The sequence below is a fragment of the Variovorax sp. Root411 genome, from assembly GCF_001425205.1.
GTDB lineage: Bacteria > Pseudomonadota > Gammaproteobacteria > Burkholderiales > Burkholderiaceae_C > Variovorax.
In genome coordinates this window covers 166,891-181,512 of the sequence record NZ_LMDW01000020.1, presented here as the reverse complement: position 1 = coordinate 181,512, position 14,622 = coordinate 166,891, and the positions used below count along the sequence as shown (strand labels likewise).

Below are 14,622 nucleotides of genomic sequence, written 5' to 3'. Positions count from 1 at the left end.
CACGTCGATGCCGCGGCCCGCCGGCTAAAGCAGGCTCTCAGGCACCAGCGGCGCCAGCAGCTCCAGCTTCCAGCGCGACCAGAAGTCCGTTTCGGGCTCCTGGTGCAGGATGGTGTCGGCCGCGTCTCCCGTGGCCGGGCTCACCCACTCGATGCCGCCCGTCGGCCCCAGCTGCAGCTGGTAGGCGCCGTCCAGCCGGATGAAGCCGATCAGGCTGGTGAGTTGCTGCGCGATCTGCGGGCTGAAGATGAAGATGCCGACCTCGGTGTTGTGCAGCATCGAACGCGGATCGAAGTTCATCGAGCCGATGAACACGATCTTGCGGTCGATCACCGCTGACTTGCCGTGCAGCCGGCCACTGGCCGAGCCGTACATGCCGAAGCGCCTGGTCTGCTCCACCCGCTTGGGGCTCAGTTCGTACAGTTCCACGCCCAGGCGCAGCATCTCCGCGCGGTAGCGGCGGTAGCCGATGTGCACCAGCGACTCATCGGTGGCGGCCAGCGAGTTGGTGACGATGCTGTAGCCCACGCCGTTGCCGCGCACGAGGCGGATCGTTTCCATGCCGCCGCGGCCCGGGATCAAGTAGGGCGTGGTCTGCATGATCTCGTTCTCGGCGCCGCGCAGGTAGCGGCGCACGTTGTAGAGCACGCTGTCCTTCGATTCGTCGGCGGGCAGGCCGCGCGCCTCTTCGGTCGGCGCGAGCGCCTTGGCCGGTGCGTCGGCGTAGGCCTCGGCGCGCGCCCAGACCAGCTTGAGCGCGCCCGCGTCCAGGTCCTTGGCCAGCGGGTTGTTGCCCAGCAGGTCGGTGGAGGCGGGCTCCTCGGGGTGCAGCTGCTCGGGGCCGGTGGTCAGTTTGTCGAAGCGCTCGCGCAACTGCTGCGGCGTTTCGCCCGTGGCGGGCACCAGCGATTCGATGGGGTAGACGTACGGGCTGCTCCAGTACATGTCGAACAGCGACGACAGCCTGGGCACCACCGCGCCGGCCACCAGCGTGTCGATGTCGATGAAGTTCGAGCCCCCGTCGCGCAGGAAGTACTCGTTGGCCATGTTGCGCCCACCCATGACGCCGATGACGTTGTCCACCACATAGAGCTTGTTGTGCATGCGGCGGTGCACGCGGTCGAAGTCCAGTATCGACCAGGCCCAGCGCGTGCCGAAGCGGCCGCGCCCCGCGGGGAACGGGTTGAAGAACCGCACCTCGACGTTCGGATGCGAGGCGAAGCTGGCGAAGAGCGGGTCGGCGCCGGCCGTGTAGAGGTCGTCCACCAGCAGCCGCACGCGCACGCCGCGGTCGGCCGCGTCGCGCAGGGCGCGCAGCAGGTAGCGGCCGGTCTCGTCGTTCTGCACGAGGTAGTACTGCACGTCGATGGAGCGCTGCGCGCGGCGTGCGAGCTCGATGCGCGCGTGCAGCGAAAACTGCGGCATCGGCAGCAGCCTGAACCCGCTGAGCGGCTCGCCGGGCGGGGCGGCAGCCTGCACGAGGCGGCCCAGGGCGGTGTCCGCGCCATCGCTGATCGCCACGGAGGGTTTGCGCTGCACGTCGGCAGGCAGTCCGGCGCAGCCGGCCATGCACAGCGCAATGATGCCGAGCAGCAGCCAGGCGAGCCACCGCGCGCATGGTTCGTCGGCAGCCCGACAGGGGAAATTCGACATGAAAACGAGAGGTGGGTTGGAGCGTGGATCGAAAAGCTCGCGGTTTCTACCACGCGCCTGCCCAACGTGCTGCGCCGCCGATCGCGTTCGGTTCAGTGCCCGCGCGTCGGCTCCCATTGCCTGACGAAGTGATCCGCCCGGAGCGTGGCCCGCTCTACCGCGGCATCCCACGACAGCTGCTGGGTGATCACCAAGGCACAGCGCGGAATTCCGCCCAGGCTCAACTCGCAGATGCCGGCATAGGTACCGCTCGGCGTGCGCATGAGCTCGATCCAACCCGTCCAGCCTTCTGGAACGCTGAGAGCGACTCGAGCGCTGGCCATGATGAATACACCCTACCCCTTTAGCAACGCAGTGCCAAGAATTGAAACCCTAAGCACTACAAACATCCGACACGCGGAGACTAAAGGCAGCACTCTCGAACAGCATCCCTCGAATATGGGGGACCGGCACATGCCTCGGCTTTTCAGCAAAGATCGAGGGGCATGAACACAAAGACGAATTCCGGAGCGGGCAGGCCTGCCACCCTCGCGCTGTTCGACGACCCGCCGCGCGAGGGGCGCGAACGACTCGGGCCCGGGGCCTTCGTGCTGCCCGGCTTCGCCCTTCCCTTCGTCGACGCGCTCCTGCCGGCCATCGAAGGGCTGGCGGAACGCGCCTCGTTCCGCCACCTCGTCACGCCGGGCGGCTTCACCATGTCCGTCGCGCTGACCAACTGCGGCGCGCTGGGCTGGACCAGCGACCGGCGCGGCTACCGCTACAGCGCCACCGATCCCGACACCGGCAAGCCGTGGCCCGCCATGCCCGAGTCATTCACGCGGCTGGCAGGCGAGGCGGCCTCGGCGGCCGGCTTCGACGGCTTCGAACCCGACGCCTGCCTGGTCAACCGCTACGCGCCCGGCGCACGCCTGTCGCTGCACCAGGACAAGGACGAGCGCGACTACGGCGCCCCCATCGTCTCGGTGTCGCTCGGCATGCCCGCCGTGTTCCTGTTCGGCGGCCACGCGCGCGGCGACAAGGCGGCGCGCATTCCGCTGGTGCACGGCGACGTGGTGGTCTGGGGTGGCGAAGACCGGCTGCGCTACCACGGCGTGCTGCCGCTGAAGGACGAACCGCATGCGCTGCTGGGCGCGATCCGCGTCAACCTCACATTCCGCAAGGCGGGGTGACACGCATGCAGGCGAGCAACAAGACGAAGAAAACCGATCTCGGCAACGCCATCCGCCAGCTTTACGCCGCGCTGTGGCACTTCGCGGCGGGCAGAGTCCTGAAAAAAACTACGGCAGGTTTTCCCTGAAGATCACCTGGCTGCGCGTCGTCTCCACGCCGCTCAGCGCTTCGCGCTTGTCGCGCAGGTTGGTGAAGATGCGCACGCAGTTCATCAGCGTGGTGTGCGGGCTCTGCGTGATCACCGCGTCCATGCTGCCGTCGATCAGCAGCGCGCGCGTGTCGGGCGTGAGCCCGTGGCCGATGAAGACCACCTTCTGCTCGCGCCCCGCCTCCTTCAGCGCACGCGCCACGCCGTCGGACGCACCACCGATGTTGTAGATGCCGCCCATGTCGGGGTGCTGCTCCAGTAGCGCGCGCGTCTGGCGGTGGTTCTTGTCGGCGTCGTCCTGCCCTTCGCGCAGGCCGACCACTTCGAGCCGCGGAAACATCTCTTCGATGACGTGCAGGAAGCCGGCCTCGCGCTCCTCGTGCGCCTTGTAGCTCAGGCTGCCTGCAATGAGCGCGACCTTGGCCGTGCGCGCGCCGATGAAGCGCCCGATGAGGTAGCCCGCCGTGCGCCCGGCCGCACGGTTGTCCAGCCCCACGAAGGCCGCGCGCTCCGAGTTCGACAGGTCCGAAATCAGCGTGACCACGGGCAGCCCGCGCGCCGCCAGCGCGGCCACGGCCTCGCGCACCGCCGGGTGCTCCAGCGCCATCATCGCGATGCCGTCGCAGCGTTGCCCGTGGCGCCGCAGCGCCTGCGCCAGTTCGTGCGGATTGAAGCTCTCGATGAACACCGTGCGGCACTGCACGTTGAAAGGCGCCCAGTGCTCCTGCGAATAGCCCACCATGTCGCCCAGCATGCGGATGAAGCGGTTGGTGCCCGCCGGCAGCAAGAACACCAGCCGCAGCGGCGGCGGTGTGAGCGCCGCGTACAGCTCGGGCCCCGGCAGGTAGTCGAGCTCGCCCGCGGCCTTGAGCACGCGCTGCACCGTGGCATCGCGCACGCCGGGCCGCCGGTTGAGCACGCGGTCGACGGTGGCGGTCGACACCTGCGCCGCGCGTGCGATGTCCACCACGCGCGCGCGCCGCGCATCGGAGGGAGGTGAAGGGTCATCCGGCATACATCAAAAACCATCAAGATCAAGTTTGACCCGGATGATGCATGCTTTTATCTTCGCTGTGGCCTGAATCCACTGATGCATCAGATTGCATCAACCGCATTCCGAAGATCCTGGAGACAAAAGACATGACATCACTGACCCGCCGCAGTGCCCTGCGCACGCTTTCCGCCCTCCCCGCCGCCGGCATCGTGTCGGCCGTGCCGCGCATCGCACGGGCCGCGGAGTTCTCGTACAAGTACGGCAACAACCTGCCACTGAGCCACCCGCTGAACATCCGTGCGCAGGAGGCGGCCGACCGCATCGCCAAGGAAACAAAAGGCCGGGTCGAGATCAAGATCTTTCCGAACAACCAGCTCGGCGGCGACACCGACATGCTGGCCCAGGTGCGAGCGGGCGGCATCGAGTTCTTCACGCCCTCGGCGCTCGTCATTGCCACGCTGGTGCCGGTGGCCGCCATCAACGCGGTGGGCTTCGCGTTCAGCGACTACAACCAGGTGTGGGGCGCGATGGACGGCAAGCTCGGTGCGCATGTGCGCGGCGCCATCGCCAAGTCGCGCCTCTACGCCTTCGAGAAGATGTGGGACAACGGCTTTCGCCAGACCACCAGCAGCAAGGCCGCGGTCACGAACGCCAAGGACATGGACGGCCTGAAGATCCGCGTGCCCGTCAGCCCGCTGTCGATCTCGATGTTCAAGGGCCTGGGCGCCGCCCCAGCCAGCCTGCAGTTCAGCGAGGTGTATTCCGCGCTGCAGACGAAGATCGTCGACGCGCAGGAAAACCCGCTGCCCATCATCCAGGTGGCCAAGCTGTTCGAGGTGCAGAAGTTCTGCTCGCTCACCAACCACATCTGGGACGGCTACTGGTTCGTTGCCAATGGCCGCGCCTGGGACGCCCTGCCCGACGACCTGAAGACCATCGTGGCGCGCGCCATCAACGACGCCGGCATGCAGCAGCGCGAAGACATCAGGAAGCTCAACGAATCGGTCGTCGGCGATCTGCAGGCCAAGGGCCTGACCATCAACCGCCCGACCGCCGACAGCTTCCGCGCCAAGCTGCGCGAGTCCGGCTTCTACGGCGAATGGAAGGGCCGCTTCGGCCCCGAGGCCTGGGCGCTGCTCGAAGGCGCCGTCGGCAAGCTGGCCTGATCACCCATGGTGCATGAATCGACTTTCGAGGCCGCCTCTTTCGCAGGCGCCGGCGCATCGGCCAACCCGCTGAGCGGCATCGCCTCGCGCGCCGACCGGTTGATAGGCGGCGCTGTCGAAGCCGTGGCCGCGCTGCTGGTGCTGGCCGAGATCTGCGTGCTGTTCGCCGGCGTGGTGTCGCGCTACGTGTTCCATGCGCCGTTGGTGTGGTCGGACGAACTCGCGTCCATCCTCTTCCTGTGGCTGTCGATGCTCGGCGCCGTGGTGGCGCTGCGGCGCGGCGAGCACATGCGCATGACCGCGCTGGTGCAGAAGGTGCAGCCGCACACCCGCGCCATGCTCGACGCCTTCGCCATCGCCGCATCGGTCGCGTTCCTGGTGCTCATCATCTGGCCGTCGATCGACTACGCGCACGAGGAGTCGTTCATCGTCACCCCCGCGCTGGAAATCAGCAACGCGTGGCGCGCCGCGGCCATTCCGGCCGGCGTCGGCATCATGCTGGCGATGGCGCTGCTGCGTCTCTTGCGTGTGTGCACGGGCCGGCAGATCGCGGTCGCGTTGCTCGGCATGGCCGCGCTGGTCGGCGCCTTCTGGCTTGCGGCGCCGCTGTTCGCCACGCTCGGCAAGTTCAACCTCGTGATCTTCTTCGTGGTCATCGTGGCGGCCACGGTGCTGTCGGGCGTGCCCATTGCGTTCTCTTTCGCGCTGGTCACCTTCGGCTACCTCGCGCTCACCACGCGCACGCCGCTGCTGGTGATGGTCGGGCGGCTCGATGAAGGCATGTCGCACCTGATCCTGCTCGCGGTGCCGCTCTTCATCTTCCTGGGTGCGCTGATTGAGATGACCGGCATGGCGCGCGCCATGATCCAGTTCCTGGCGAGCCTGCTGGGCCACGTGCGCGGCGGCCTCTCGTACGTGCTGATCGGCGCGATGTACCTGGTGTCGGGCATCTCGGGCTCGAAGATCGCCGACATGGCGGCCATTGCGCCTGTGCTGTTCCCCGAGATGGTCAAGCGCGGCGCCAAGCCCGGCGACCTCGTTGCGCTGCTGTCGGCCACCGGCGCGCAGACCGAGACCATTCCGCCGTCGATCGTGCTCATCACCATCGGCTCGGTCACCGGCATCTCGATTGCCGCGCTGTTCACCGGCGGCCTGCTGCCGGCCGTGGTGCTGGGCGCCGCCCTGTGCGCGGTCGTGTGGTGGCGCTACCGGCGCGAAGACCTGAGCGGCGTGCAGCGCTACAGCAAGCGCGAGATCGGCAAGCTGCTGATGGTCGCGCTGCCCGCGGTGCTGCTGCCCTTCGTGATCCGCGCCGCCGTGGTCGAGGGCGTGGCCACCGCCACCGAGGTGTCGACCATCGGCATCGTCTACTCGGCCATCGTCGGCCTGGTCGTGTACCGGCAGTTCGACTGGAAGCGGATCAAGCCGATGCTGGTGGACACCGCGTCGCTCTCGGGCGCCATCATCTTCATCGTCGGCTGTGCCACCGCCATGGCCTGGGGCCTCACGCAGTCGGGCTTCTCGCAAGACCTGGCGCGCGTCATGGGCACGCTGCCCGGCGGTGCCTACGGCTTCCTGGCGGTATCGATCGTCGCCTTCATCGTGCTGGGCAGCGTGCTCGAGGGCATTCCGGCCATCGTGCTGTTCGGGCCGTTGCTGTTTCCCATTGCCAAGGCCGCGGGCGTACACGAGGTGCACTACGCCATGGTCGTCATCTTCGCGATGGGCATCGGCCTGTTCGCGCCGCCCTTCGGCGTGGGCTACTACGGCGCGTGCGCCGTGAGCAAGGTCAACCCCGATGAAGGCATCAAGCACATCTGGGGCTACATCGCCGCGATGCTGGTCGGCCTGGTGATCGTGGCCGCGTTCCCGTGGTTCTCGACCGGGTTCCTGAAATTCTGAACACAACAACACACTCACAACATCCACGGAGCCAACCGCAATGAGTCGATTCCTCGGCGAGATCCGCCAACTGGGCTATGTCGTGCACGACATCGAAGCCGCCATGGCCTACTGGAGCACCAAGCTCGGCGTGGGCCCCTGGTTCTACAACCCCAAGGTGCCCATCAAGAACTACCGCTACAACGGCGAGGCGCACGAACCGCACAACTCGGTGGCGCTGGCCAACTCGGGCTACGTGCAGGTCGAGCTGATCCAGACGCGCAACGACGTGCCCTCGATGTACCGCGATTTCCTCCAGGCCGGCCGCACCGGGCTGCAGCACGTCGCCTACTGGACCGCCGACTACGACGCCGACCTCACACGCCTCACCGCGCAGGGCTTCAAGCCCGTGATGAGTGGCGAGGTGGGCGAGCGCGGGCGCTTCATCTACTTCGACACCGAATACCACCCGGGCACCGTCATCGAGCTGTCTGAAGTGGCAGGGCCGAAAGGCAGGATGTTCGACCTGATCCGCAGCGCGTCGGAAGGCTGGGACGGCAGCGAGCCGGTGCGGCCCTTTCCCGACCTGAGCAAGCTGTGAGCGCGATGGCGTCTGAACGCATCCGCGCGCGGTACCTGATCGAGACGCCGCACGACCTGGCCGCCGTGGCCGAGGTGATGGCGGGCGAGCAATCGTGCGGCACCTTCACGCGCGTGGAAGGCGAAACCGATGCGCTGCGCGAGCGGGCGCGGGCGACGGTCGAGGCGATCACCGAGCTCGAACCGGCCGGCGCGCCTTCGCTGCCCAATGCGCTGCTCGAACGCAAGGGCACAAAGGGACCGTGGCGCCGCGCGCATGTCGACATCGCGTTTCCGGTGGCGAACATCGGCGCGAACCTGCCAACGCTGGCGGCGACCGTGTCGGGCAATCTGTACGACCTGGGCGAGGTGACAGGGCTGCGGCTCGAATCGCTGCAGGTGCCTGCTGCGTACCGCGCGCAGTTCGAGATGCCGCGCGTGGGCATTGCCGGCACGCGCCGCGCGACCGGCGTGGCCAGCGGCGCGCTGGTCGGCACCATCATCAAGCCGAACGTCGGGCTCTCGGCCGCGGAGACCGCCGAACTCGTCGGCCGCCTCTGTGCCGCGGGCGTCGACTTCATCAAGGACGACGAGGTCTGCGCCGACCCCACGCACGCCCCGCTGGCCGAGCGCGTGCCGGCCGTGATGGCCGTCGTGCGCGCGCACCGGGAGCGCACCGGCAGGCACGTGATGGTGGCGTTCAACATCACCGACGAGACCGATGCGATGAAGCGGCATGCCGACCTCGTCGAGCGCGAAGGCGGCTCGTGCGTGATGGCGAGCCTGAACTGGTGCGGGCATTCGGGCATCCAGACGCTGCGGCGGCACACGGGGCTGGCGCTGCACGGGCACCGAAACGGATACGGCGCGCTGTCGCGGCACCCGCTGCTGGGTATTTCGTTCCAGGCCTATCAAACGCTGTGGCGGCTGGCGGGCGTGGACCACATGCACGTGCATGGGCTGCAAGGCAAGTTCTCGCAACCCGATAGCGAAGTCATCGAATCGGCACAGGACTGCTTCACCCCGCTGACCGATGCGGCGGACGACCGCGTGATGCCGGCGTTCTCGTCTGGCCAGTGGGCCGGCACCGTGCCTGCGACGTGGCGGGCCATCGACAGCGACGACCTGCTCTTCATGGCCGGCGGCGGCATCCTCGCGCACCCCGACGGCGCCGCCGCGGGCGTCACGAGCATCCGGCAGGCCTGGTCTGCCGCGCGCGCGGGCGCGTCTCTGACGGATGCCGCGAAGGACCAGCCCGAGCTGGCACGCGCCCTCGCCTTCTTCGGCAAGCCATGAGGCCGTCTCCGGCAGTCGTCTACTACGGCGACGATTTCACCGGCGCGACGGACACCCTCGGCACCGCAGCGCGCGCGGGGCTGCGTGCGCTGCTGTTCCTGAAGACGCCCGATGCGGCGCGGCTCGAACGTGCGGGCTCGTTGGACGTGCTTGGCATCGCGGGCGCGGCGCGTGCAATGTCGCCCGAGGAAATGCAGGCGGAGCTGCGCCCGGTGGCGGCATTGTTCCGCTCGCTCGGCGCGCGCGTGCTGCACTACAAGACCTGTTCGACCTTCGACAGCGCGCCGCACATCGGCTCGATCGGCGCGGCGGTGCACGTGCTGCGCGCTGCCGTCCAGCAGCCGTGGACAGCCATCGTCGGCGGGCAGCCCAACCTGGGCCGCTATTGCCTGTTCGGCAACCTGTTCGCGGCGGCGGGAAGCGGCGGCGAGGTGTTTCGCATCGACCGGCATCCGACGATGAGCCGGCACCCGGTGACGCCGATGGACGAGGCCGATCTGCGCGTGCACCTCTCGAAGCAAGGGCTGGCGGATGTGCGCTCCATGCCGTTCACGGCGGCATCGCACGGCAGCGGCGCGCTCGACCCCATGCTGCGGCAGGCACTGCACTCGCCGCCCCTCGCCGACGCCGTGCTGTTCGACGTGGCGGATGCATCGCAACTTGCAGCCATCGGCGATGTGCTGTGGGCGCATGCGCAGAATTCGACCTTGCTCGCAGTCGGTCCGAGCAGCGTGGTGGACGCGCTGGCAATGGCCATGCCTGCGTCGCGCGAGGCACGCGGTGATGCAGCGCTCGGGCAAGCGGGCGTGACACCCGCGCAAGGCCCCGTGTTCGTGCTGGCCGGCAGCTTGTCGCCGGTGACCGCGCGGCAAGTGGCGGCGGCGTCGTCTTTCGACATCGTGTGGCTCGATGCAGCCAAGCTGGCGCAGCGCGACACGGCCGCCCTGGCAACTCACGCCGACGCGATCACCCAAGGCCTCACGCGCGGGCGCAACGTACTGGCCTGCACCCGCACGCCTGACTCCATGCCGCCAGGCGACGGACTGGATGCACAGGCCCTTGCACGCGCTGGTGGCGATCTGCTTTCAAGAGTGTTGGCTACAACGCCTCTGAAACGCATCGGTATTGCCGGCGGGGACACCTCCAGCCACGGTGTGCAGGCGCTCGACGCGTGGGGCCTGTCCTATGTCGCCGACATGGGCGCGGGCGCGTCGCTGTGCAGGGTCCACAGCGACGACGCGAAGCTCGACGGCATGGAGATCATGCTGAAAGGCGGGCAGATGGGAACGGAGGATGTGTTCGAGCGGCTGGTGCATGGCGGCGTTGCCTGAAGCAAAGCCTGCAAGTTGCGCAACAGCCGTCGCCAACGGCCTACAGACAAGTCCCCCTCGCCCCGCCATGTTGCAACCCATGACACATCCCATCGAACTCACCATCGCGGAGCCCCTGCCGGGCGCCTTTGTCTGGCAATTGCTCGAAACCGACGATGCCGGCGCGCACCCGCGCGTGCTGCGCAAGGCCTTCGACGCTGCGGAAAGTTATGAATTGGCGCTCTCGGCCGGCCAGCGCGCGCTGCAAAGCGAGATCCGGCACCGCGCGCCTGCCGGCGGCGGATGAGTCGCGCACTGTGCCTTCAAGCCCTGGGCTCAGGCGTGCAATGCGAAGTCGTCGACCGTGAGCGTGATGGCGCCGTGCTGGCCCGCCTGGTAGCGGGCGATCGCCACGGGCTCGATGACGTGGAAATACCGCCTGCATGTTTCCAGCAGGCGATCGCCGATTTCGCGTGCGCCGAATTCGTCGTGCAGGGTTTCCTCTGAAATCTGCGCGACGACACGCGGGCCGCCAGGGCCTTCGGGGTAGAAGGCAAATCGCACGCTCGCCGTGTCGAAGCAATAGATGCCTTCAAAGTTCATCTGATGTCTCCTTGTGAAGCGGCGGCGATTGGACGCGCATGCACGACGGTGAAGAGTGGAAATTAGCGCATATTCGTGCAGGACATTTCCTACACGCAACAAGGATCGCGCTTGCATCCGGAAACAGTTCCGGCCTCCGTTGCAGCGCGTCGATGCAGCGAAGATCGGGCCTCCAGATTTCTCCGCTCACGGAGCACCTGATTCGATGATGAACCCCACGATCATGCGCCCTGCACCTCGATACGCCGCCGCTGCATCCGCCCTCGCCGCCTCGCTCCTGCTGGGCGCGTGCACCGGCACCAGCGAGGCCCAGCGCCAGGCCACTGCCAGCACGCCGCCGCCCACCGATTGCACCGCCTGGGTCGGTGCCGACCGCAACGCCATGATGGGCGGCTACCTGCTGCCGCAAGGCCAGAAAAACAGCACAGGCACCAAGGTCTGCGTGCCGGTGCTGACGACGGCCAACCGTGCGCCCGCCGGCTACGCGGGCGGCGACTATCACATCGGCGAATTCACCGACGACAAGCTCAAGGCCCGCTGGCGCGCCTGCAAGGAAGACCCGGCCTGCTTCAAGCGTATCGACGCCCAGATGCAGCGCTGGCTGCCGCCCAACAAGGAGCGTGCCACGCGCTCGACCGGCGTGGTCGACCCTTCCGGCAAGATCGATCCGGACGGCCAGGTCGACCTGAAACAAATCCGCCGGCCCGCCTTCTTCGCCAAGGCACCGTACCGCGAGGGCATTGCCGAGGCCGACGCCCGCACCTACGTCGTCGAATTCACCGCGCCGCGCGACACCTTCGAGCGCATCGACCTCAAGATGACTGGCGACATCAAGCTGCGCGGCTGGTACATCGAAGGCACCGGCGTCGATGACGGCAAGGGCAAGAAGGTGCGCGCGCTGGCCATCATGGCGCCGGGCGGCGGCGGACAGCTCACGGCCATCCAGCATCCGGACGAAGCTTCGTACCGCATCGACGAGAAGACGGGCAAGACCGTACCCGTCAACTTCCCCAACGCGACCACGGAGACCATGGGCCAGCGCTGGTGGCGCGAGAACCTGTACGCGCTCAACCAGGCCGGTTTCGACGTGCTGGCCTACGACCGGCGCGGCGAAGGGCTGTCGGGCGGCTTCAGCGACACCAACACGCTGGAGCAAGGCGAGGACGTGTTCCGCGCGCTCGCCGCGCTGGACAGCGGCCGCGGCCTGCGCATCCTCACGCCCAAGGGCGAGGTGCTCGAGGGCGAGGCCACCCGGCGCCGGCTGCTGGCGGGCATGGCGTCGAGCGAGATTCCGCTGGTGCTCGGCGGCTATTCGCGCGGCTCGATGTCCACCGCCTGGGCCATGACCCGCAACTACGTGGCGCAGTGCAGCTTCGACATGCCCGAGCCCAACTGCACGCCGCCCAAGAACCTGCGGAACATCCGCGGCGCGATATTGCTGTCGTCGTTCGCCAGCGGCGCGGGCTACGTGGGCGATTCGCCCGACCTGGCCGACCGCAACCTGTTCCTGGGCGGCATGGCGGCCGAGCACCACATCGTGTTCTATCCAAACTCGTCCACGCTCGCGAGCATGGACCGCTGGCCGGCGGCCTTCTTCGGCAAGGGCCTGTGGGACCGCGCGGAAACGCTCGAAGGCACGGTGGCCGCCTACAACCGCATCCGTGGGGTGAAAGAGATCGTGCTGGCGCGCGGGCCGCATTCGATAGAGACCTGGCCCGCCTCCGACCAGGCCTATCTGCGCGAGCGCATGGTGGTGTTCGCGAAGGCGGTGATCGTCGGCGGGCGCACCATCGCGGGCGCTCGGCCGTGGAAGGACTTCAAGTCGCTGGTCGCGACCACGCCAGACTCGTGGGAGCCGTCGTCGCGGCCCAAGGCGCCTTGAGCGGTTGAAATCCTCCGGCACGCCGCCACCTCCTCTGGGATCCAGGCGACTGAAAAGAGGTGCTCCATGGGCGCGCGCGACGAATTCATTCTTGACTCCTACTCGGCCACCGTCACGCGGGTGGCACACACCGCCAGTGCGGCGGTCGCGCACATCAAGGTCCGCAAGGCCGCTCAGCGCGGCAACGCAGCCTCCCACGGCAGCGGCTCGGGCTTCCTGTTCACGCCCGACGGCTTCTCGCTCACCAACGCCCACGTGGTCGAGGGCGCGAGCGAGTTGCGCGCCGCGTTCGCCGACGGCACCGAAAGCATCGCGCGCCTGGTCGGGCTGGACGCCTCGACCGACGTCGCGGTGCTGCGCATCGAGTCGCACCCCGAGGCCTTCCTGCCGCTGGGCAGCTCGGCGACCCTGCAACCCGGCCAGCTGGCCGTGGCGGTCGGGAACCCGCTGGGCTTCGACTTCACCGTGACCGCGGGCATCGTGAGTGCGCTGGGGCGCAGCCTGCCGGCGCGCGGCGGCCGGATGATCGAGGACGTGATCCAGACCGACGTGGCCCTCAACCCCGGCAACTCCGGCGGTCCGCTGCTCGACAGCGCGGCGCAGGTGATCGGCGTGAACACGGCGGTGATCCCGTCGGCGCAGGGCCTGAGCTTCGCGGTGGCCATCGACACCGCGCGCTGGGTGGCCGGCGAGCTGATGCGCCATGGCGCGGTGCGCCGCGGCAAGCTGGGCGTGCAATGCGCGGCGGTGGCGCTACCCAGGCGCTGGGTGCGCGAGAACGAATGGCCCGTGGCCACCGGCGTGCGCGTGGTCGAGGTGGTGGCAGGCTCGGCCGCTGCGCGCGACGGGCTGCGCAGCGGCGACATCCTCGTCGGGTGCGACGGGATACCGCTTGCCCAGCTGTCCGACCTGCTCAAGCGGCTGGCGGGCGAAGGGTACGGGCGGCCGCTGCTGCTCAAGCTGCTGCGGCCGGTCGCCGGCACGCTGACGCCGCTCTACATGACGGTGTCGCCGGCAGGCTGAAATGAAGACCGGCCGGCGCAACGACAATAGGCGCCTGCAGTGAAGCCCCCGTCCAGGAGAAAACCTTGTCCACCGTCACCATCACCCCTCAAGTCAACGCCGGCAACGACGCCCCCTTCGTTCTCTTCGGCGGCGTCAACGTTCTCGAATCGAAGGACCTGGCGCTGCGCTCCGCCGAGGAGTACGTGCGCGTCACACAGAAGCTGGGCATTCCGTACGTCTTCAAGGGCAGCTTCGACAAGGCCAACCGCTCTTCCATCCACTCCTACCGCGGCCCCGGCCTGGACGAGGGCCTGAAGATCCTGCAGGCCGTGAAAGACACTTTCGGCGTCCCCGTGCTGACCGACGTGCACGAGATCGCGCAGGCAGCCCCCGTTGCCGAAGTGGTCGACGTGCTCCAGTTGCCCGCCTTCCTCGCGCGCCAGACCGACCTGGTGGTGGCGCTGGCCAGGACCGGCCGCGTCATCAACATCAAGAAGCCGCAGTTCCTCAGCCCGTCGCAGATGCTCAACATCGTCGAGAAGTTCAAGGAAGCCGGCAACGACAAGCTCATCCTGTGCGACCGCGGCACCTGCTTCGGCTACGACAACCTCGTGGTCGACATGCTGGGCTTCGGCGTCATGAAGAAGGTCACGCAGAACCTGCCCATCATCTTCGACGTGACCCATGCGCTGCAGCAGCGCGAAGCCGGCGCCGCCGCATCGGGCGGCCGCCGCGAACAGGTGGCCGACCTGGCGCGCGCCGGCATGGCGGTCGGCCTGGCCGGCCTTTTCCTCGAAGCCCACCCGGACCCGGCGCAAGCCAAGTGCGACGGCCCGAGCGCGCTGCCGCTGGACAAGCTCGAACCGTTCCTGGCGCAGATCAAGGCGCTGGACGATCTGGTCAAGTCGTTCGCGCCCCTGAATATCTGAAGAGCC

At 68.0% G+C, this 14,622-nt stretch carries 15 protein-coding genes; 11 read left to right on the top strand and 4 right to left on the bottom strand.

What is annotated here, in order from left to right; translation table 11 throughout:
* Positions 1-24: 24 nt before the first annotated feature.
* Together ASC92_RS25335 and ASC92_RS25330 are read right to left on the bottom strand one after the other, a co-directional pair.
* Positions 25-1,653 (bottom strand): phospholipase D family protein, encoded by a 1,629-nt coding sequence (locus tag ASC92_RS25335; protein ID WP_056521339.1) that lies wholly within the window; start codon positions 1,651-1,653, stop codon positions 25-27.
* 92 nt (positions 1,654-1,745) lie between these two features.
* A complete protein-coding gene (locus tag ASC92_RS25330) occupies positions 1,746-1,916 on the bottom strand; it encodes a hypothetical protein (protein ID WP_007833077.1) in 171 nt (56 codons plus the stop codon).
* A 222-nt stretch (positions 1,917-2,138) separates the two neighbouring features.
* Between ASC92_RS25330 and alkB the strand changes: the two genes are divergently transcribed.
* Both alkB and ASC92_RS29570 read left to right on the top strand, forming a co-directional pair.
* Positions 2,139-2,822 (top strand): DNA oxidative demethylase AlkB, encoded by a 684-nt coding sequence (gene alkB, locus ASC92_RS25325; RefSeq protein WP_056521336.1) that lies wholly within the window; start codon positions 2,139-2,141, stop codon positions 2,820-2,822.
* A 5-nt stretch (positions 2,823-2,827) separates the two neighbouring features.
* Positions 2,828-2,950: a hypothetical protein gene (locus ASC92_RS29570; RefSeq protein ID WP_268810482.1), complete on the top strand. Its 123-nt coding sequence runs from the start codon at positions 2,828-2,830 to the stop codon at positions 2,948-2,950.
* On the opposite strand, the gene ASC92_RS25320 is transcribed toward ASC92_RS29570, so the two are convergent.
* Positions 2,931-3,986, bottom strand: a complete 1,056-nt coding sequence (locus ASC92_RS25320; RefSeq protein WP_056521333.1) for a LacI family DNA-binding transcriptional regulator — start codon at positions 3,984-3,986, stop codon at positions 2,931-2,933. The genes ASC92_RS29570 and ASC92_RS25320 overlap by 20 nt on opposite strands.
* Positions 3,987-4,111: 125 nt before the next feature.
* On the opposite strand from ASC92_RS25320, the gene ASC92_RS25315 reads away from it, so the two are divergent.
* The 6 genes from ASC92_RS25315 to ASC92_RS25290 all read left to right on the top strand — a co-directional run bounded on the left by ASC92_RS25315 (position 4,112) and on the right by ASC92_RS25290 (position 10,504).
* Positions 4,112-5,131: a TRAP transporter substrate-binding protein gene (locus ASC92_RS25315; protein WP_056521330.1), complete on the top strand. Its 1,020-nt coding sequence runs from the start codon at positions 4,112-4,114 to the stop codon at positions 5,129-5,131.
* Between the two features lie 6 nt (positions 5,132-5,137).
* Positions 5,138-7,033: a TRAP transporter large permease subunit gene (locus ASC92_RS25310; protein WP_056521327.1), complete on the top strand. Its 1,896-nt coding sequence runs from the start codon at positions 5,138-5,140 to the stop codon at positions 7,031-7,033.
* A gap of 40 nt (positions 7,034-7,073) precedes the next feature.
* The gene (locus tag ASC92_RS25305) at positions 7,074-7,613 is read left to right on the top strand and encodes a VOC family protein (RefSeq protein ID WP_056521324.1); all 540 of its coding nucleotides are present in this window, start codon (positions 7,074-7,076) and stop codon (positions 7,611-7,613) included.
* Positions 7,614-7,618: 5 nt separating this feature from the next.
* On the top strand, positions 7,619-8,887 hold the full coding sequence (locus tag ASC92_RS25300; RefSeq protein ID WP_056522148.1) for a ribulose-bisphosphate carboxylase large subunit family protein: 1,269 nt from the start codon (positions 7,619-7,621) through the stop codon (positions 8,885-8,887).
* Positions 8,884-10,218, top strand: coding sequence for a four-carbon acid sugar kinase family protein (locus tag ASC92_RS25295; RefSeq protein WP_056521321.1), 1,335 nt, complete (start codon positions 8,884-8,886; stop codon positions 10,216-10,218). Before ASC92_RS25300 ends, ASC92_RS25295 begins: the two co-directional genes overlap by 4 nt.
* Positions 10,219-10,297: 79 nt before the next feature.
* The gene (locus ASC92_RS25290; RefSeq protein ID WP_200936033.1) at positions 10,298-10,504 is read left to right on the top strand and encodes a hypothetical protein; all 207 of its coding nucleotides are present in this window, start codon (positions 10,298-10,300) and stop codon (positions 10,502-10,504) included.
* A gap of 29 nt (positions 10,505-10,533) precedes the next feature.
* On the opposite strand, the gene ASC92_RS25285 is transcribed toward ASC92_RS25290, so the two are convergent.
* Positions 10,534-10,800, bottom strand: coding sequence for a hypothetical protein (locus ASC92_RS25285; RefSeq protein WP_056521314.1), 267 nt, complete (start codon positions 10,798-10,800; stop codon positions 10,534-10,536).
* A 205-nt stretch (positions 10,801-11,005) separates the two neighbouring features.
* Between ASC92_RS25285 and ASC92_RS25280 the strand changes: the two genes are divergently transcribed.
* The 3 genes from ASC92_RS25280 (at position 11,006) to kdsA (ending at position 14,616) form a co-directional block, all read left to right on the top strand.
* On the top strand, positions 11,006-12,682 hold the full coding sequence (locus ASC92_RS25280; protein WP_235506004.1) for an alpha/beta hydrolase family protein: 1,677 nt from the start codon (positions 11,006-11,008) through the stop codon (positions 12,680-12,682).
* A 66-nt stretch (positions 12,683-12,748) separates the two neighbouring features.
* Positions 12,749-13,705: a S1C family serine protease gene (locus ASC92_RS25275; protein WP_056521311.1), complete on the top strand. Its 957-nt coding sequence runs from the start codon at positions 12,749-12,751 to the stop codon at positions 13,703-13,705.
* Between the two features lie 65 nt (positions 13,706-13,770).
* Positions 13,771-14,616: a 3-deoxy-8-phosphooctulonate synthase gene (gene kdsA, locus ASC92_RS25270; RefSeq protein WP_056521308.1), complete on the top strand. Its 846-nt coding sequence runs from the start codon at positions 13,771-13,773 to the stop codon at positions 14,614-14,616.
* The last annotated feature ends 6 nt before the right edge of the window (positions 14,617-14,622 follow it).